The 18,258-nt window shown below is 39.1% G+C and carries 19 protein-coding genes; 7 read left to right on the forward strand and 12 right to left on the reverse strand.

Annotated elements, in window-relative coordinates; translation table 11 throughout:
- Positions 1-58: 58 nt before the first annotated feature.
- The 8 genes from argA to ubiG all read right to left on the reverse strand — a co-directional run bounded on the left by argA (position 59) and on the right by ubiG (position 6,330).
- Entirely contained in the window at positions 59-1,414 is a 1,356-nt protein-coding gene (gene argA, locus I9192_RS00245; RefSeq protein WP_005034759.1) for an amino-acid N-acetyltransferase, read from the reverse strand.
- Positions 1,415-1,790: 376 nt separating this feature from the next.
- Complete coding sequence (locus I9192_RS00250) at positions 1,791-2,153, reverse strand: RcnB family protein (RefSeq protein WP_005034758.1); 363 nt, start codon at positions 2,151-2,153, stop codon at positions 1,791-1,793.
- A 367-nt stretch (positions 2,154-2,520) separates the two neighbouring features.
- The gene (locus I9192_RS00255) at positions 2,521-2,817 is read right to left on the reverse strand and encodes an RcnB family protein (RefSeq protein WP_005034756.1); all 297 of its coding nucleotides are present in this window, start codon (positions 2,815-2,817) and stop codon (positions 2,521-2,523) included.
- Positions 2,818-3,036: 219 nt separating this feature from the next.
- A complete protein-coding gene (locus tag I9192_RS00260) occupies positions 3,037-3,432 on the reverse strand; it encodes an RcnB family protein (RefSeq protein ID WP_004832208.1) in 396 nt (131 codons plus the stop codon).
- Positions 3,433-3,711: 279 nt separating this feature from the next.
- Positions 3,712-3,867: a hypothetical protein gene (locus I9192_RS00265; protein ID WP_004832203.1), complete on the reverse strand. Its 156-nt coding sequence runs from the start codon at positions 3,865-3,867 to the stop codon at positions 3,712-3,714.
- Between the two features lie 204 nt (positions 3,868-4,071).
- On the reverse strand, positions 4,072-4,818 hold the full coding sequence (locus I9192_RS00270; RefSeq protein WP_004832201.1) for a YciK family oxidoreductase: 747 nt from the start codon (positions 4,816-4,818) through the stop codon (positions 4,072-4,074).
- Positions 4,819-4,945: 127 nt separating this feature from the next.
- Positions 4,946-5,620 carry an HAD family hydrolase gene (locus I9192_RS00275; RefSeq protein ID WP_167539474.1) on the reverse strand — a complete coding sequence of 225 codons (675 nt, stop codon included), beginning with the start codon at positions 5,618-5,620 and terminating at the stop codon, positions 4,946-4,948.
- On the reverse strand, positions 5,617-6,330 hold the full coding sequence (gene ubiG / locus I9192_RS00280) for a bifunctional 2-polyprenyl-6-hydroxyphenol methylase/3-demethylubiquinol 3-O-methyltransferase UbiG (RefSeq protein ID WP_005034753.1): 714 nt from the start codon (positions 6,328-6,330) through the stop codon (positions 5,617-5,619). The genes I9192_RS00275 and ubiG overlap by 4 nt, the downstream gene beginning before the upstream one ends.
- A gap of 449 nt (positions 6,331-6,779) precedes the next feature.
- Between ubiG and I9192_RS00285 the strand changes: the two genes are divergently transcribed.
- Positions 6,780-7,397, forward strand: coding sequence for a thiol:disulfide interchange protein DsbA/DsbL (locus tag I9192_RS00285; RefSeq protein ID WP_005034751.1), 618 nt, complete (start codon positions 6,780-6,782; stop codon positions 7,395-7,397).
- Positions 7,398-7,464: 67 nt separating this feature from the next.
- Here I9192_RS00285 and I9192_RS00290 read toward each other — a convergent pair whose 3' ends face one another.
- The 3 genes from I9192_RS00290 to I9192_RS00300 all read right to left on the reverse strand — a co-directional run bounded on the left by I9192_RS00290 (position 7,465) and on the right by I9192_RS00300 (position 10,251).
- The gene (locus I9192_RS00290; RefSeq protein WP_005034750.1) at positions 7,465-8,676 is read right to left on the reverse strand and encodes an MFS transporter; all 1,212 of its coding nucleotides are present in this window, start codon (positions 8,674-8,676) and stop codon (positions 7,465-7,467) included.
- A gap of 258 nt (positions 8,677-8,934) precedes the next feature.
- The gene (locus I9192_RS00295) at positions 8,935-9,516 is read right to left on the reverse strand and encodes a TetR/AcrR family transcriptional regulator (protein WP_005034749.1); all 582 of its coding nucleotides are present in this window, start codon (positions 9,514-9,516) and stop codon (positions 8,935-8,937) included.
- 90 nt (positions 9,517-9,606) lie between these two features.
- Positions 9,607-10,251 carry a TetR family transcriptional regulator gene (locus tag I9192_RS00300; protein ID WP_004832185.1) on the reverse strand — a complete coding sequence of 215 codons (645 nt, stop codon included), beginning with the start codon at positions 10,249-10,251 and terminating at the stop codon, positions 9,607-9,609.
- A 174-nt stretch (positions 10,252-10,425) separates the two neighbouring features.
- Between I9192_RS00300 and I9192_RS00305 the strand changes: the two genes are divergently transcribed.
- A complete protein-coding gene (locus I9192_RS00305; RefSeq protein ID WP_005034748.1) occupies positions 10,426-11,448 on the forward strand; it encodes a flavin reductase family protein in 1,023 nt (340 codons plus the stop codon).
- Between the two features lie 129 nt (positions 11,449-11,577).
- The gene (locus tag I9192_RS00310; RefSeq protein ID WP_005034747.1) at positions 11,578-12,717 is read left to right on the forward strand and encodes a fatty acid desaturase family protein; all 1,140 of its coding nucleotides are present in this window, start codon (positions 11,578-11,580) and stop codon (positions 12,715-12,717) included.
- A 119-nt stretch (positions 12,718-12,836) separates the two neighbouring features.
- Here I9192_RS00310 and I9192_RS00315 read toward each other — a convergent pair whose 3' ends face one another.
- Positions 12,837-13,607, reverse strand: coding sequence for an AraC family transcriptional regulator (locus tag I9192_RS00315; RefSeq protein WP_005034746.1), 771 nt, complete (start codon positions 13,605-13,607; stop codon positions 12,837-12,839).
- Between the two features lie 103 nt (positions 13,608-13,710).
- Here I9192_RS00315 and I9192_RS00320 point away from each other — a divergent pair, with 103 nt between their 5' ends.
- The 4 genes from I9192_RS00320 to I9192_RS00330 all read left to right on the forward strand — a co-directional run bounded on the left by I9192_RS00320 (position 13,711) and on the right by I9192_RS00330 (position 18,247).
- On the forward strand, positions 13,711-14,847 hold the full coding sequence (locus I9192_RS00320) for a Bcr/CflA family efflux MFS transporter (RefSeq protein WP_005034745.1): 1,137 nt from the start codon (positions 13,711-13,713) through the stop codon (positions 14,845-14,847).
- A 184-nt stretch (positions 14,848-15,031) separates the two neighbouring features.
- The gene (rph, locus tag I9192_RS00325; RefSeq protein WP_005034744.1) at positions 15,032-15,748 is read left to right on the forward strand and encodes a ribonuclease PH; all 717 of its coding nucleotides are present in this window, start codon (positions 15,032-15,034) and stop codon (positions 15,746-15,748) included.
- A gap of 168 nt (positions 15,749-15,916) precedes the next feature.
- Positions 15,917-16,045, forward strand: a complete 129-nt coding sequence (locus tag I9192_RS22440) for a hypothetical protein (RefSeq protein WP_257790579.1) — start codon at positions 15,917-15,919, stop codon at positions 16,043-16,045.
- 21 nt (positions 16,046-16,066) lie between these two features.
- On the forward strand, positions 16,067-18,247 hold the full coding sequence (locus tag I9192_RS00330; protein WP_005034742.1) for a phosphocholine-specific phospholipase C: 2,181 nt from the start codon (positions 16,067-16,069) through the stop codon (positions 18,245-18,247).
- Positions 18,248-18,258: the final 11 nt, after the last annotated feature.

Genomic DNA, 18,258 nt, shown 5'->3' on the forward strand with positions numbered 1-18,258 from the left:
ATTTAGATAAGTTTAGATGTAAATGTGATAATTCATAGAACTCAGTTTGTTTTGAGGATCAGGCAATCCGTTTTTTAAATACCATTGAATTACGTTGATAGTTATATAGGGCTTGCCGCGCTTCTGGTAAGTCATCCACATTCGCCAAGTCAAAACCATGCTCTAAGAACCAGTGTGCTGTTCGTGTAGTGAGAACAAACAGTTGTTGAATGCTTTGCTGGCGTGCATGTTCTTCTAGGAAATGGAGAATTTGACTGCCTCGATTCGATTTACGATAGCCAGGATGGACAGCAACGCAGGCGATTTCAGCGGAGCTTACTTCATCATTTGAAGCAGGAATTGGGTAGAGTGCGGCACACGCTAAAATTGTACCGTCTCGCTCGATGACAGCAAATTTATCAATTTCAGTTTCAAGTCGTTCGCGTGAACGATAGACCAAAATCCCTTCTTCTTCTAATGGGCGTAATAAATTGATTAAACCACCTACGTCACCGATATTTGCCATACGCACTTCTTCATAATGTGCATCTGTGATCATGGTGCCATGCCCATCTCGGGTAAAGAGTTCTTCAATTAAAGCGCCATCATATGCATATGAAAGGAGGTGCACGCGATTGACCCCTTTTAAGGATGCCTGTTTGGCATTGTGTAAATGCAATGCAATTTCAAAATTTGAATCTTGATATTTTTCAATGTGTCTATCAAGTTGGTGTGGGGTAATTTCACGTTTTAATTGACCGTACTCATCCATCAAGCCTTGTTGACTACCCAAGAAAATCAACTTATCCGCTTGCATGTGAATGGCGGTTTTTGTTGCCACTTCTTCTGCGAGTAAATTAAACACTTCACCAGTGGTTGAATAGCCTGTTGGACCTAATAGCACAATATTTTGATTGTCTAGATGACGTTGAATCGCCTCAGTATCAATGGTTCGAACCTCACCAGTGAGCTGAAAATCAATCCCATCTCGAATACCGTAAGGTTTTGCCGTCACGAAGTTACCCGATACAACATCAATGCGAGCACCAAACATCGGTGAGTTGGCGAGCCCCATAGACAATAAGGCTTCAATTTGTAGTCGAATCGAACCTACAGCACTCATCACACAGGGTAAAGAAGCACGTGTGGTAATGCGACGATTGATATGAATCGGACTCTGAATTTTATTTTGGAGCAAATTTGCATTGATTTGCGGGCGCGCGCCGTGGACCAAAATGAGTCGGATACCTAGTGAATGCAATAGTGCAATATCATGAATAATATGCTGAAAATTTGGATGTTCAACGGCTTCACCACCAAACATCAATACAAAGGTCTTGCCCCGATGGGCATTGATATAAGGTGCAGAATGACGAAACCAATGCACATATTCTTGCGCTATGCTTTGCGTTGTTTCTGGATTGTCAGTTTGCATACCTATCTCAGTATTGTTGATTGCTATATGATGATTCTAAACAAAAATAACTGAGAAATAATAGTCAAAATAAAAAAAGCACTCGAACGTGGGAGGACGAGTGCAAAAGGGTTATTCATTTCACAATTAAATCTTGAATATAAGATGAAAGTTCACATATTAAAAAGGAAGTGATTGACATTGCATTTGAAGCTCCGGTATCAACACATTTCCTTTCGATCTATGGATAAACTTAATCCTGAAATATAGAGAAATAATGAAGATATCCATGAAAATATGTAGTTGAAAGCATTGTTAATTCAATAGAATTGTCATGTATTTCTCAAAATATTAAAAAAACCCAAGCACAGTTGGGTTTTAGTTTATGTTAAAAATATCAGCCGATGACACGAATAATGCGATGATTTTTTTGGTTTACCAATACATAGTCGCCATTGATTCTATACCACTGTTGATACTTTCCTGGTTTGGATAAATGACGATAGTTTTTATAGTTGACGTGATAACGAGAAGAGCCAAATTGAGAAGGTAAATACTGACCTGAACGCCAATGACGGCTTGGAATAACGGTATTGCCATAATGCTTATTGTTGTTCCAACGATGATCATTTCGATGATCCCAACGCTGTTGTTCATAACGGTGCTGTTGATCTCGATGGTCTACATGTGGGGCTGCCATAGCTGAAGTGGTTATCAGTGCCGCCATCGAAAGTGTGATCGTGGTTAAAATGCTTTTCATTTGATTCACCTGAATTTAACTTGTGTCCTTTGATGCTTTCAAATTACGCAAAAATTAGAGATAAATGGTGAGGATGATTTAGTTGAATTGTGAAATGTATGAAGATTTGATGAAGGCAGCCAATATCCTTATTTTTCTCGGTCCTTAGAAATCTCAAAGTCGTATCTCTGCTGTGGAAATCGACAAAATGAGAGGCTTGATACGCAAAACGATCAATTGCTCAATGAGCTTGAAAATAAAACGAACAATCTGAAGTTAATTTTAATAAAAAAACCCTCCTTGGGAAAAGGAGGGTGAGGAAGGCGTTGAGTTTTAACGGATGGATAAAGCAAACAGAATAGGGACTGTGCTTTTGATCATTTTAATATTAACGGATGACTCGAATAATATGGTGGGTACGTTCGTTCACAAGTACATAACGACCATCAACTTTATACCAACGCTCAAATTTGGCTGGTTTGTGAAGGTTTTTATAAACACGATAATCATTCACATAGTAATGATTGTCATGGTAGCGTTCAGGTAAAATTACACCTTCTCGCCATTCAAATTTTTCATGACTAGCCATAGGGCGATGATCACGACCATGATCCCAATCTGCCATTGCTGAGGTTGCGATTAAGGCACTGAGAGAGAGCGTGATTGCGCTGATAACTTTTTTCATTTGAATTGACCTTATAAAACGGATGATCTATCCGATGATTCAAAATTACTCCCGAATTTGAGATAAAAAATGGAGAAATATCATTGAATTGTGAATTTGCATGCAAGTTCTATAAATTATTCTCATCGCTTGTAAAAGCAGAAATTGAGCAAAAAAAAAGCTCAAACGAAAAAGGTGTTTGAGCTTATGAAATTTAAATATTGATCAGTGTTACACAGACTACATACCACGGATACTCACAATATTATTGTTATCAGAATCAACTAGGATATAGTCATTATTAATTTTATACCATTGTTGATTACGTGAGGGTTTTGGTAGATTCTCATCCTTATAATCAACTTTATAGCTGTTTCCTCTGTAATGTTGTGGCATTACATAACCCATTTGCCATTTATGTTGCTGTAAACGCTTTACACCACGTTCTTCTCGCTCCCGACGTTGCTCTTGAATATTATCATCGTCATTCCCACGAAAATTACGCCCACGCTCACCGCGATCACGCTTACCTTGGTCATAACCATGGTCATTGTCAAAATGAGGACCTGCAATGGTAATTTGAGTCGTCAGCAGTGTTGATAGAGAGACTGCGATGATCGCTAAAATCTTTTTCATAATCATCCTCGCTTATCCAGTGTGTTTATTTTGACCTCACTACTGTACTGCTAAATTGCAGAGAAACTGTGAAGAAAATTCAGTTTTTCATTAAAAAATACAGACATAATCAAAACATATTTCTGAAAAAGTGAAAAGGGTTATCGTAATGCTTTGAACCACAAACGCTCATGTACTTTTCTTTAGTGCACATTTTATGATTAAAAAAATGTAAATATTTATAAATATTGTTTTTAGCTGAGTTGAAGCGTAGCGCTAACTCAGCTTTGATCAAACGGTCTAGTACCATTGGTCATTCATATCCTTGAGACAATTGATCGCTTTGATAATATTTTCTGCTTGATAAGCATCATCCAGTGCTTGAATAAAATCATTTGGCAGTTGTAATTGTTCGATTGAACGGATGATCTCTACTTTATATTTTAAATCAGTCATGATTCATTCCTCTCCAGATCTGGTTTTGTTGAGGAAAACTATAAAGGACCTTATGTAATTTGAAAAACTGGATATAATTATATTTTTAATTGAATAAATCGATTTAAATTGTTTTCTAAATCTAAACTTTGATGATGTTTATAAAAAATTCACTCAACAATATTTTCCCCTCACTGATCAAAAACGCGGTGAGGGGAAAATCAATCAGTCTTGTGCGTCGATACTTTCGCCATTTAATGAAAGACTGTCATCACCCATCAAGTAAAGATATGCTGGCATAATCGATTCTGGTGACGGTAGCACTTTTGGATCTTCATCAGGATAGGCTTTGGCACGCATTGCCGTACGTGTACCACCGGGATTAATACAGTTATAGCGAATATTCGGATAAGTATTTTCTTTGGCAAAAATTTTACTCACCGCTTCAATCGCTATTTTTGATACCGAATAAGCACCCCATTGTGCACGTGCTTCTCGTCCAACACCTGAGCTTGCAAAGACCACCGAGGCATGTTCAGATTTTTGTAATAAAGGCAGGAGTTCTTGGGTCAAAACAAAAGGAGCACGTAAATTCACTGCCATCACATCATCCCAAACTTCTTCGGGATAGTTTGCCAGTTCCACACGTTCGCCTAAGATACCCGCATTATGTAAAATACCGTCTAAACGTCCAAATTGCTGTTCAAGCGTATCAACCAAAAGTTCGTAATCTCGAGCGGAAGCAGTTGAGAGTTGTAAAGGTAAAATCGCCGGCTGCGGCGCACCTAATGATTCAATTTCATCATAAATGACTTCAAGTTTATTGAGCGTACGACCATGTAAAACGACAGTGGCACCGTGTAAGGCATAGCTGAGTGCTGCTGCACGCCCAATACCGTCTCCCGCACCCGTAATCAGGATAATTTTATCCTTCAATAAATCTGGGCGAGGTTGATATTCTGAATATTTCATGGGAGACCTCCTATAGTTGTTATGATGTGATTTGAGTTTCAATATAAAAACATTGAAACATCATATTCAAGATGTTTCAGTGCCTTTTTATTATCTTGTTAGAACAATTAAAGAATTTTTAACAATTCTAAATGTTGACAAGTTTCTTGATAACTTGATGTAATTCATCAACATTATCCACAATACAATCCGCTTGCCAAGCACCTAAATCATCTTTGTACTGTAATGGTAAATAACCATAAGCAGCAAGGATGGTATACATCTGCGCATTTCGTCCAGCATCAATATCACGAGGATGATCGCCTACATAAATGCATTGTTCTGGGGCAATTTCAATCTGTTTTGCAGCTAAATACATTGGCTCAGGGTCAGGTTTAGTCTGTTTCACATCTTCGGGGCAAACCAATACAGCACAACGCTCAGTTAAATTGAGTGCTTGAAGTAACGACTCACTAAGCCATCGAGGCTTATTGGTCACAATACCCCAAGGAATCTCATTGCTTTCCAACTCCGCTAAAAGCGGATACATACCTGCAAAGAGATCTGTATCAACGGCAATGTCTGCACCATATAAATCCAAAAAATGTTGGCGATGAGCGAGAAAAACCGGGTCATCAACTTCAAGTTCTGGATAAACCAGTTTGACCATCGCACGCGCGCCTTCGGAAACTTGAGTGCGAATCAAATCTGCATCGACGACAGCACGTCCTTCATTTCGGCACATGTCTTGGATGATACGAATAAAATCTGCGGCAGTATCAATCAAGGTGCCGTCTAAATCAAAAAGAACAGCTTGCATCAGACACCTTCATTCACGGTATATACCATATAGTTCACGTCTACATTTGCTGCGAGCCAATAGTGTTTGGTGAGCGGGTTGTAATGTAAACCTGTCATATCTTTAAGTGTTAAGCCAGATTGACGAATGTCATGAGCCAGTTCTGAAGGCTTAATGAATTTGTGATAGTCATGCGTGCCTTTTTTCAATAGACGTAAGACATATTCTGCGCCAATAATCGCAAATAAATACGATTTTGGGTTACGGTTAATGGTGGAGAAAAACACATGACCATTGGGCTTAACTAATTTTTGACATGCTTGAATAATCGAAGCAGGATCAGGCACATGCTCCAGCATTTCCATACAGGTCACAATATCGTACTGACCTGCTTGCTCTTCAGCCAGTTGTTCTACAGGGATTTGTCGATATTCAATATTATAAACATTTTCCTGTTCTGCATGTAAACGTGCCACATTGAGTGGCGCTGCACCCATATCGATACCCAAAACATCTGCACCACGACGAGCCATGCTTTCAGCCAAAATGCCGCCACCACAACCAACATCGAGGATCTTCTTGCCAGTAAGACCATTGGCATGTTCGTCAATCCAATTTAAACGTAATGGATTGATTTGATGTAAGGGTCTGAACTCAGAGTGCTGATCCCACCATAAAGCAGCTAATGCTTCAAATTTAGCAATTTCTTGTGGATCAACATTAAGTTGCGACATGTTCGTCACCTCTAAGTGAATTGTTTTAATCAAAAATTAAGTTCAGTTATGTTAGGGTCTGTTGAGATTTGATACCTTGGTTGTACTTTAGGCTAAAATTTATTCAAACAGATATGTAACCGAGTTAAGGGCTATTCCCTTACCGAGTTCCATAGCGAGGTTTGGGTGATCTTTGCCAAAAGTCTTGGAAACAATGGTATGTTTTGACATGACTCGGTGATGAATAATTTATTTAGCATAACTAAATTTCATTATGAATGCCTTGTATGACTAAAAAATACCGATTGTTGAAACCATAGATTCATTCTCGACAGACCCTAGTGTAACCATAAATCCGAAAAAAGCGATGAATCGTGTAAAAAACTTCACAGAAGGAAAACGATTTTCTCATATTTGTTTTATAGTGAATGCATAAGCTATACAAGACGACTTAGAGGACAATAAAGTCAATGAAAAAATTTATTTTAGGTGGCATGACCGCAATGGTGATGGCATTTTCTGCAAACACCATGGCCGCTGATTTTGTTGCAGGCAAAGATTATACCGTTGTTCAAAATCCTGGAAAGGTTGCAGTACCAGGTAAAATTGAAGTACGTGAATTTTTTTGGTACGGATGCCCACATTGCTTCAAATTAGAACCACATATGCAAACGTGGTTAAAGAAGATTCCTAAGGATGTTAACTTTATTCGTACACCTGCTGCGATGAATCCATTATGGGAACAAGGTGCACGTGCATACTATGTCAGTGAAGCACTAGGTGTACGCAAACGTACACATTTGCCTTTGTTCCATACTAACTTTTCAGGTAATCAACAAGTTCTCCAAAAAGATGCCTTTGCTAAATTCTTTACGCGATATGGCGTACCTGAAGCAAAATTCAACAGCATGTATAGTTCATTTGCGATCACAGCAAAAATTGCTGAATCAAACCAGTTGGCACAACAATATCAACTTTCTGGTGTACCGGCAGTTGTGGTCAACGGTAAATATGTGGTTCAAGGTGAAGATGCTAAAGTGACACAAGTTGTTGACTATCTTGTAAATAAAGAACGTACAGGAAAATAAGCCTGATCAGTTCAGAAACCCGCAAATGTTTGCGGGTTTTTTTATATCTAAAGTGTTTAGACGATGTTTAAGCCAGTTTTCGTTGACCGCTTTTAAAAGCATGTTGATGACTCAAACTCACAATCAATAGCGAAACAATAAGCAAACCCAACATATAATGTGGGAAGGTTGAAGCCCCTGTGTGATTCAAGATTATGCCACCGAGCCATCCACCAGCTGCGACTGCTAAATTAAAAACAGTGACCAACATCGATTGTGCAACATCGGCATCTTCCTGAGCAGCATCGGCAAGTGCAGTTTGTAATAGCGTTGGTGCTCCACCAAACGCTACTCCCCAAATTGCGATACAAACCACAATGATCAGCGCATCATGACTCAAAATAAGCAATATCGTACTTAGAGCAAAAACAATCAAACTGATTATGGTGAGCTTTCTTAAATGTCGATCTATCCATAATCCCACCAACCAAATACCAAGAATAGAAGAGACCCCAAACAGCATCAGTATAAGATCAAGGTGTTGGCTTAAATCCACAGACGTTAAAAAAGGAGCGATATAGGTATAGAGAATATTGTGTGCCAAAATCCAAAATAGTAAGACAGTCAGAATCGGCAAAATCCCAGCACTGAAAAATACTTGTGAAATCGACTTATTGTGTTGCTGGGGCTGACTTTGAAAGTCTGGAATCATGGCACGTACCCAAATGATTAGGATCAGTGCGAGTACAGACATTGCCCAAAAGACCTGATTCCAGCCAAACAAATGACCAAACCATGTTGCTAAGGGTACACCCAGAGAAAGCGCTAAAGGCTGACCGACACTGGCAATCGCCAATGCTTTACCTTGTAGATGAAAAGGAACTAAGCGCCGTGCATAACCTGCCAGTAGTCCCCAAATCACACCTGCTGACATACCTGCAAAAAAGCGCGCCACCAAGATAAAATAATAGTGCATTGAAATTGCGGTGAGACTATTAAAGATCAATAAACCTGTAATTGCATATAAAAATAAAGGGCGCCTGTTCCAGTCTCGTGTCAAGGTGATGACAGGGATTGCGGCAATCACAGACCCTAAGGCATAAAGCGTAATAAATTGACCTGCTTGAGCTTCTGTGATTGCCAGTCCCTGACTGATTTGTGGTAGTAATCCAGCAGGTAAGGTTTCTGTCATGATGGCGAGAAAGCCTGCTAAGGTAAAAGCAAGCAATTGCAATACAGGTAACTTTTCAACAGTTTTGTTGGGTGATGGCTGCTTTTGAGATTTTTGATGATCAGACATGGGGGATTTCCTGTGCTGTGATAAGGTGGCATGCCTGTCTAGTCCATTGAGCTTGTAATGGGTTTGTTGTGATCTCCCTTGCATGATCAATAGATATTGATAAATTAAATTTATTCATATGGTTGGGTGTGAAAATTTTCATCATATTTAATCCTTGTTATAGCAACATCACTGTGTTGTTGTCTTTTTATTGGAATGATTGTTCCAAAAAGATTGAAATAAAAAGCCAAAATCTTGAAAGCATTTTGACTTGTCGAATTAGAGAGATAACATTGTTATATCAATGACATGTTGTAAAATTTTTTGTCTTTCTGCTAAATCACTACCTTTACCCAGTATTCGCATTCCTTGAATGGTATTGACCAAAAAATAAGCCAATGCTTTTGGATTTTTATCAATTGAAATCTCACCGCTATGTTGTCCATCAACAATGATCTGTGCTAAAGCTTGCTGAAGACGTTGAAAATTATGTTGTACTTGCTGAGCAACATCTGAGTCATGTGCAGCAAGTTCTAAAGCAGCATTGGCAACCAAACAGCCTTTCTGTTGTGGATCTTTTAATTCATCCTCAAGAATTGAAAGCAATAATTGATGTATGCGTTCTTGAACAGACGCATCTCCAGTCAGTTTTTGAATATTTGCAGTAGTGATTGCCTGATAACGTTTTAATGCTTCTTGATAAAGTGTATGTTTATTTTCAAAGGTATTGTATAAGCTGCTGCGTGACAGCCCTGTACCATCTACAAGGTCTTGTACAGAAGTTGCAGCATAGCCTTTTTGCCAAAAGACTTGCATGGCAGCATCGGCAATTTCATCTGGTTCAAATTCTTTGTTACGCATAGAATGTTTTTATTGGAACGATTGTTCCAATAAGTTTTGCACTAACTTAAGCCAGTGTCAACCTTCGTCTAGAAATTTAAGTGAGGGTGTTTAAGATGCTTTGACTTCCCAATTTTCAATCCCTTTGAAAATTAAGTGGATTTGAGTCACAGCTTGCTTTTTTAACACCATTTTCTGTAATTCAAGTTCGATACCTGAATACTGGCGAGACAGGCTAATCCAAGACATTGCCCAAGTAAAAGATAGATTAATCAGAATGTTGGTGATGACTTTTAAATCACTCTCATCTCGAAAATTATCAATCACTTCAAATTTTTTTAAATCACTGGCAAGATCATCATTCAAAAAATCGATTTCGCGTGAAATGGCACGACGAACAATTTCTGAACCACCCCAACGTTCTGAAATCATAAAAATCCACTGTTGGGGACTACTGTCTACAGCTTCAAAGAATAGTTCCATACTGGTTTTGGTCTTGGCTTCTGGATGAGCAAGTCCTTTGCCCAATTGATGTAACACGTTTTTAAGGTATAAGGACACTTGATCGACCAACTCTTTACCTAACTCATCCATATCTTGAAAATGGCGGTAAAACGCTGTTGGTACCAAACCTACTTCACGGGCAACTTCTCTTAAACTGATACTCGAAAATGAACGACCCGATGTGCTTAAGGTTAAAGCAGCATCAAGTAAAGCCTGACGGCTCTGTTGTTTACGTTCATCGCGTATCGACATTTGGATATCCAAAGATTTTTGTTGTGATGAGTCTATCAAAAATAAAAACAAATTAAACGACGAATGTCAGTGTACAGGTGTTGACTGAATTAAAAAAATGATTATAGTGTACATATGTTCACTAAAAGAACGTTTGTTCACTCAATAAATAGCAAGCACAAAGAGGAACGTCACATGAGTAGCTATATGCAGTATCAGCCAGAATGGGTTCGTGAGGATTTTGTCGATTTTATCGCAGAAAAAATCAATCCTATTTGGGCTTGGAAAAAGGTCAAAGCCACAGTGGTTAAAACACGTGCGTTGAGCACTGACTTTTATCAAATTCAATTACGACCAAATCGTAATTTTAAACATCAGCAATTTAAAGCAGGTCAAAGTGTTTTAGTCACTGTAGAAATTGCAGGTGTACGTCAACAACGCAGTTATTCTGTCGTGAAATTTTTGAATAATGGCGACATTATTATCGCTGTTAAGCAACAAGGTAAGGTTTCTACTGCATTAAGCCAGTTGGCTTTTGGACGTGTGGTTGAACTGTCTCAACCTCAAGGTGATTTTGTTTTAGACCAAGATCATACCCCATTATTATTGGTGGCTTCTGGGAGTGGAATCACCGCAATTTACTCGCTGTTGCTTGAAGCATTGACTGATTCAAATCGTCCTGTAGATCTGATTTATTTTAGTCGGGATGAAGCATATCATGCAGATTTGGAACAGCTTTTTCAGCAATACCCACAGTTTAATTATCATTACATCAATACAGTTCAGCAAAAACAGCATTTAAACATCAAGCTATTGCAAAGTTTAGTTACTGATTTTCAGCAACGTCAAACTTATGCCTGCGGTGCGAATGCCATGATGCAAAGCATCAATCAAATTTATCAGGATTTGAATATTACAGCGCGCTTAAAACAGGAATATTTCCAGATTGCAGTAGACGAAAGCCTAGAAGCACAACCAATCGTTTTTTTACGCTCACAACAAGAGTTTGAAGCGCGTTCTAACCTTCTTGAGAGTGCTGAATATGCCGGGTTAAAACCAACCCATGGTTGCCGTATGGGGATTTGCAATACCTGTACATGTACTAAAGTGAGTGGTTCAACCAAGAATATACTCACGGGTGAAACTGACCATGACAGCAACACTCAAATTAAATTGTGTATCAGTCAGGCCGTTAGTCCTGTGGTCATTAATCTGTAAATTAAAGTAATCATTTAAATAAATTTAAATAAATTTAAGCAACTTCTTGCTCTGTTGAAGCTAGGTGTAGGAAGTTGTACCCAAAATTCAGCGAAAGCTTCTAAAAATGAAGCGCTGAGGAGTAAAACAATGAATATGTCAGTCAATTTTCCAAACAGTAAATCGAAACATTTAAACCCTGAACAAACAGCAGAGTTTGGTCGTCGGGTGGATGAAATCCGCCGTGAAGTGATGGAAAGCTTGGGGGAACAAGATGCCAAGTATATTTATAAAATCCGAAATTTTGTGCGTTATAGTGAAATAGCATCCCGTGGAATGTTGATGTTTGGGGGTTGGATTCCACCAGTTTGGGTCATTGGCACAGGGTTGTTGGGTATTTCCAAGATCGTTGAAAACATGGAACTTGGACATAATGTCATGCACGGACAATTCGACTGGTTAAATGATCCAAGTTTGAATGGGGCAAACTATGACTGGGATACCATGGCAACAGGTGATGATTGGAAATATACCCATAATTATGTGCATCATACCTATACCAATATTGTCGGGAAAGACCATGATGTTGGCTATGGGTTACTCCGAGTCAGTGAGTCACAAAAGTGGGAACCGCGCTTTTTATTCAATATCCCATTGGCGATTCAATTGATGGTATTTTTTGAATGGTATGTCGGTGTACAGAATCTGCATTTAGAAGATGCTTTGGTTTACAAAACCAAAACGTGGAAACAAGTTTGGGCAGATGCTACAAAATTTCGTAAAAAAGCGCGCCGTCAGATTTTAAAAGATTACGTGTTTTTTCCATTGATCGCAGGACCAAATGCTTTACCTGTTTTGGCAGGGAATGCGATTGCCAATGTGATTCGTAGCCTATGGTCTTCAGCAGTGATCTTCAATGGTCATTTCACTGAGGATGCCGAAACCTTTGAAGCGGATAATGTTGAAAATGAAACACGTGCAGAATGGTATTTACGCCAGATTCGTGGTTCGAGCAATTTTACTGGAACCGATTGGTTGCATATTTTAAGTGGTAATTTAAGTCATCAGATTGAACATCATCTATTTCCAGATATGCCTGCGAACCGTTATGCGGAAGTTGCTCCTAAAATTAAGGCGTTATGTGCAGAATATGACATCAATTATAATGAAGCGAATTTCTTTAAACAGTTTGGTAGTGTGTGGGTACGTTTAGCGAAATGTTCTTTACCTAATCACTGGACCACAAGCATTAGTCAATCAGTGCAGAAAGTGAAAGGGATTTTTGCTTAGATTTTATCTTACAAAGCCCTTTTGTGGTGGCGAAAGTCCAAAAGAACCTTGTTGAGAGCGACAAGGTTCTTTTGTTTAAAATATAAAAACTCAACTTTAAAATTCAGCTTTGGGTCCAATCATGACTGATCTTTTTTAATCAACATCCTTGGTGATTTCCCCGAGATTCTTTTAAAAAAGGCGATAAAGGCACTCTCACAGGAAAAACCTAAGTGATGGCTGATCACGGATATTTTTTCATTTTTAGATAATAATTCTATCGCTTTCAGAAAACGCCATTGTTGTCGCCATTGCTGATAATTCAAACCTGTTTCGCGTAAAAAAATTCTGCCAATGGTTTTTTCACTGAGTCCAACCAGATCTGCAAATACATTTAAATGCGGTAATAGCTCAGTACCTAAAAATTTTCTTAATCGACGATCAGTTGGAAATTGTAGAATAACCGATACTGATGGTGCAGTTTCAATTTCATTCAATCCAACATTAAATAAATCCAAAAAAGGTCGTTTGCTCCAGTCCGTATCAAAATCAGCGAAAGCGATTCTCTCCAATATTTCTTTTAATAAAGCACTAACTTGCAAGACTTTGACTTCTTTAGGAAGTACTGGGTATTGAACGGTATTAATATATACCGAGCGATAGCCAGTCACTTGGCTCATTTCAGCACGATGAGTTGTGTCTGGTGGAATCCATGCGATATGTGCAGGGGGCAGGATACATAGCTGACCAGATAAGGTAATTCTAATGCTGCCACTGTTGGTAAATAGCAGTTGTCCCATTTTGTGGGCATGTTCTCCCGAATCATGTCGAGCAATTTCCGAAGCAATACCGATCACATTTAATCCGAGTTGATCGGGATTAAAATCAGCATCCGCTGCTAACCATGCCATTGTTTGTCCGATTTTATAAATAATATGTCTTTTATGATTATATCTCTCAAAATTTGATTTTGTTATTTTTCTCGATGGTTCAATTCAACGTATTCAAAAGAAAATGTTAAAGAAATCTATATTTTATTTACTGGCTGTTTTGATGATGTTTCCCCAAGTTGTTGAGACGATCTACAGCCCAGCACTGCCTCATATTGCACATGGATTCCATATAAGTTCTGAAAAGGCGAGTCAAACGATCTCTTTATATTTCATTGCCTTTGCGTTGGGTATCGTCTTTTGGGGGCAGATGTGTGACATTTTAGGAAGACGAAAATCGATATTGGGTGGATTATTGATTTATGCGATTGCCTCGATTGCTGCGATTTTATGTCGTACTTTTGATGATCTAATCATTGCCAGAATGTTCTCGGCATTTGGCGCTGCTGTGGGTTCCATCGGAACACAAACCATTATTCGAGATACTTTCAAAGGCAAGGAGCTGGTCAAGATTTTTTCCATTATTGGTATTCTACTTGCGCTTAGCCCAGCTCTAGGTATGGTATTTGGTGCATTCATCACAACATGGTGGGGATATCAAGGTGTATTTCTAGGTTTAGCGCTATTTTCAATCCTGCTTATGTGTTGGTGTGTATTTGAGCTCCCTGAGACGCTTGTTAAAAACAATAAAAAAGTTCCTATTCTTCATATTCTTATTGCCATGCTTAAAGATAATGAGATTTGGAAAAACGCATTTTTGGTTGCACTTTTTAATATCAATCTTTTTGCTTACTATCAGTTGTCTCCTTTCTATTTTCAAATATTAGAAGCCTCATCATGGGTGTTTGGATTGAGCGGTCTGTGTTTGACCTTAGGCGCCATTTTTGGCGCATTACTGAATAAATCTTTGCTTAATAAAAATGTAAATCCCCATACTTTGGTGTCCATTGCGGCATTGATTGCGATTTTGGGGAGTATTTTGATCTGTATCACTCTAGCCATCAAGAGTTGGTTATTTATTTTTCCTGTACTGTTGATCATGGTTGCATATGGGCTTGCCATCCCTAATCTTCTTGCGACAGCACTTAAACACTATGCTGAATGTTTAGGTACAGCAGGCGCACTGTTGGGCTTGATGTATTATTTATTATTAGGTGGGGGATTAGTTTTGGCTGGTTGGGGACAAAATTTGGCAGCAGTATTATTGATTTGTAGTGTGGCGACTTTATGCATAAATTTATTTCGGCATCGTGATGTATGAAAACTTTCACATTGATCCAATTATTTTTAAGATGATGCTCCGTCGCATGCAAGTGGTTTGGACCAATCTGTCAGTCAGCAACGTAGACTCAGCAATTTCAAAAACCACCATCTTGTAACAAAACCAACACTAGAGTATCTGTTATACTTAGCCGCATTATTTCTGAATCCAATAAGGACACACTATGCGTATCGACCAACGTGCATTAGATCAATTACGTGAAGTTAAAATTACTCGTAACTACACACGTTATGCGGAAGGTTCTGTATTGGTTGAATTTGGTCATACAAAAGTGCTGTGTACTGCAAGTATTGACAATTCAGTACCTCGTTTCTTAAAAGGACAAGGACAAGGTTGGGTAACTGCTGAGTATGGCATGTTGCCACGTTCTACCCATACCCGTAGTGATCGTGAAGCGGCTCGTGGAAAGCAATCAGGGCGTACTCAAGAAATTCAACGTTTGATTGGTCGTAGCTTACGTGCAATGGTTGACTTGAAAAAGTTGGGTGAGAATACGATTACAATTGACTGTGATGTGATTCAAGCGGATGGTGGGACACGTACTGCTTCAATTACTGGTGCTGCGGTTGCATTGATTGATGCGATGAATGTGTTGTTAGAAAAGAAAAAAATCAAACAAGACCCACTAAAAGGCTTGGTCGCTGCAATTTCAGTCGGGATTTATCAAGATGAAGTGTTACTTGATCTTTGTTATGAAGAAGATTCTAACTGTCAAACTGACTTGAATGTAGTGATGACTCAAGCGGGTGAATTTATTGAAATTCAAGGTACAGCAGAAGATAAACCTTTTACCCGTGCTCAATCCAATGCAATGTTAGAAATGGCTGAAAAAGGAATCCAAGAGTTGGTCAAAAAGCAGCAAGAAGCCTTGGGTTGGTAATTCCTTCATCATCTAAATTGCTATAAATCTAACGCATCTTCGGATGCGTTTTTTTATGTGAAAAATATAGTGGTGTATTTTGATCGTCATGAAATTGCCATTAAAACTTCACCCTATTGTCATTGGGATCATATTGACTATGGCTACATTTATTTCATGGATAGGACAATGCGAAATTTCCTCTTGATTGCAGTGACGAGTCTGAGTGTACTGCTCAGTGCTTGTAATGATGATAACAACGAAACATCAACGACGAATCCGCCAGCACCCACTTGTAAAGTACATTGCGCACCATAATAAAAATATAAGGAAATAGACATGAAACGTCGTGATTTTTTAATCAATTCTACAAAAACAATCTTTGGTACAGCCGCTTTAGCTAGCTTTCCAGCCAGCATTCAAAAAGCCTTAGCGATTGATGCCAAAGTCGAAACAGGCACAATTAAAGATGTAAAGCATGTCATCATTTTGACTCAAGAAAACCGCTCATTTGATAATTATTTTGGAACATTCAAAGGCGTTCGAGGCTTTGGTGATCGTTTTACGATTCCACTATCAGACAACCGCAAAGTTTGGGAACAATACGACAAAGATAAAAATAAAATTTTTCCTTACCATTTAGATAGTACTCGTGGCAATGCACAACGTGTCAGTGGTACACCCCATTCATGGACTGATGGTCAGTTTGCTTGGAACCATGGGCGTATGGGCAACTGGGTGCAATATAAACAGCCTCAATCAATGGGATATTACAAACAGAAAGAAGTTGAATTTCAGTTTTCACTTGCCAATGCCTTTACCTTATGTGATGCATACCATTGCGCCATGCACACAGGTACGAACTCTAACCGTATGTTCTTATGGACGGGTTCGAATGGTCCTAAAGCTGCGGGTGTGGCAAGTGTGGTGAATGATTTGGATAGTATTGGTCCATCAACCACGGGCTATGATTGGACGACCTATCCTGAGCGTTTACAACAAGCAGGTATAACTTGGAAAGTTTATCAAAATATGCCAGATAACTTTACCGACAATCCTTTGGCTGGATTTAAGCAATATCGTCGTGCCAATGAGTTGTCAGGTAAACCCGTCAATAATAGTACCGTTTGTCCAGCCTACGATCCTACAATTGATGCAACACAGCCTTTGTATAAAGGGATTGCCAATACCATGCCTGATGGTGGATTTCTGGGTTCCTTTAAAGAAGATATTGCCAAAGGTCAATTGCCACAAGTGAGTTGGATGGTCGCTCCTGCAACCTACAGTGAACATCCTGGACCATCAAGCCCTGTTCAAGGTGCTTGGTATATTCAAGAAGTGCTAAATGCGTTGACCGAAAATCCTGCAATTTGGAGTCAAACCGTTTTATTGGTGAATTTTGATGAAAATGATGGATTCTTTGATCATGTTCCTTCACCAAGTGCGCCATCTAAAGACAGTTCAGGTCAAATGCAAGGTAAAACCACATTGACCGATGAACAAATTTCTTATGAATATGCAACACATGCAAAAGCTTCAGCTGGGCAACCAAACTTTACTGACCCAAAAATCAGTAATGGTGTTGGGGTATATGGTCCGGGAATTCGTGTGCCGATGTATGTGATATCGCCGTGGAGTCGTGGAGGTTGGGTGAATTCACAGGTTTTTGATCACTCTTCGGTGATCCGATTCTTGGAACAGCGTTTTGGGGTAGAAGAACCCAATATTAGTCCATATCGCAGGGCAGTATGTGGAGATTTGACAACAGCATTTGATTTTAAGAATCCAAATACACTTGCGATTGAAGAATTGATGGGTAAGAAAACCAAAAGTGAAGCGGATGCAATTCGAAATGCACAGGCTTTATTGCCTCAAGTTTCACGCCCTTTGAGTCAGGTTTACCCAGTTCAAGAGATCGGAACACGTTTATCCCGTGCATTACCTTACATTTTACATAGCAGTGCGAAAGTCGATTTGGCGGCAAAAACAGTCAAATTAATGTTTTCTAATACCGGAACACACGCAGCAGTATTCCATGTTTATGATCAGTTGAATCTTGAAGCAATCCCTCGCCGTTATATGGTTGAAGCAGGAAAGCAGTTGGATGACGTATGGAACACCACCACTGGAAAATATGATTTGTGGGTATTGGGACCTAACGGTTTTCACCGTGGTTTTGCTGGAGATTTGACTAAATCTGCACAGGTTGAGTCGTTGGCAGAAGTGCGGGTGTGTGTTGAAGAGTGTGATCCAAAGATCTATCTAAAAGTTCGTCATGATGCAAGTAAACCTGCAAAACTGATGGTAAAAGCCAATGCCTATCTGCCGAATAAAACGTGGAATATTGAAACAGCATCAACGGAAAAGGAATTGAACTGGAATATGTCTGATTTTGGTGGTTGGTATGATTTTACTGTCACGATCGAGGGCGACAGTTCCTTTAAACGCCGTTTTGCTGGACGTATTGAAACGGGTAAAGACTCTTTCTCTGATCCATATATGGGATTTATCGAGTCTTAATCTTTCAGTAT

The organism is Acinetobacter bereziniae, assembly GCF_016576965.1.
Classification (GTDB): Bacteria; Pseudomonadota; Gammaproteobacteria; order Pseudomonadales; family Moraxellaceae; genus Acinetobacter; species Acinetobacter bereziniae.

Bases quoted from the DNA above. Each gene is read 5' to 3' on its own strand.
- I9192_RS00250 (WP_005034758.1), bottom strand. From the start codon at position 2,153: ATGAAAAGCATTTTAACCACGATCACACTTTCGATGGCGGCACTGATA.
- ubiG (WP_005034753.1), bottom strand. From the start codon at position 6,330: ATGTCGCAACTTAATGTTGATCCACAAGAAATTGCTAAATTTGAAGCA.
- I9192_RS00300 (WP_004832185.1), bottom strand. From the start codon at position 10,251: ATGTCGATACGCGATGAACGTAAACAACAGAGCCGTCAGGCTTTACTT.
- I9192_RS00265 (WP_004832203.1), bottom strand. From the start codon at position 3,867: ATGACTGATTTAAAATATAAAGTAGAGATCATCCGTTCAATCGAACAA.
- I9192_RS00315 (WP_005034746.1), bottom strand. From the start codon at position 13,607: ATGGCATGGTTAGCAGCGGATGCTGATTTTAATCCCGATCAACTCGGA.
- I9192_RS00310 (WP_005034747.1), top strand. From the start codon at position 11,578: ATGAATATGTCAGTCAATTTTCCAAACAGTAAATCGAAACATTTAAAC.
- I9192_RS00305 (WP_005034748.1), top strand. From the start codon at position 10,426: ATGAGTAGCTATATGCAGTATCAGCCAGAATGGGTTCGTGAGGATTTT.
- I9192_RS22440 (WP_257790579.1), top strand. From the start codon at position 15,917: ATGCGAAATTTCCTCTTGATTGCAGTGACGAGTCTGAGTGTACTGCTC.
- I9192_RS00290 (WP_005034750.1), bottom strand. From the start codon at position 8,676: ATGTCTGATCATCAAAAATCTCAAAAGCAGCCATCACCCAACAAAACT.
- I9192_RS00285 (WP_005034751.1), top strand. From the start codon at position 6,780: ATGAAAAAATTTATTTTAGGTGGCATGACCGCAATGGTGATGGCATTT.
- I9192_RS00255 (WP_005034756.1), bottom strand. From the start codon at position 2,817: ATGAAAAAAGTTATCAGCGCAATCACGCTCTCTCTCAGTGCCTTAATC.
- argA (WP_005034759.1), bottom strand. From the start codon at position 1,414: ATGCAAACTGACAATCCAGAAACAACGCAAAGCATAGCGCAAGAATAT.
- I9192_RS00320 (WP_005034745.1), top strand. From the start codon at position 13,711: ATGTTAAAGAAATCTATATTTTATTTACTGGCTGTTTTGATGATGTTT.
- I9192_RS00260 (WP_004832208.1), bottom strand. From the start codon at position 3,432: ATGAAAAAGATTTTAGCGATCATCGCAGTCTCTCTATCAACACTGCTG.
- I9192_RS00295 (WP_005034749.1), bottom strand. From the start codon at position 9,516: ATGCGTAACAAAGAATTTGAACCAGATGAAATTGCCGATGCTGCCATG.
- I9192_RS00330 (WP_005034742.1), top strand. From the start codon at position 16,067: ATGAAACGTCGTGATTTTTTAATCAATTCTACAAAAACAATCTTTGGT.
- rph (WP_005034744.1), top strand. From the start codon at position 15,032: ATGCGTATCGACCAACGTGCATTAGATCAATTACGTGAAGTTAAAATT.
- I9192_RS00270 (WP_004832201.1), bottom strand. From the start codon at position 4,818: ATGAAATATTCAGAATATCAACCTCGCCCAGATTTATTGAAGGATAAA.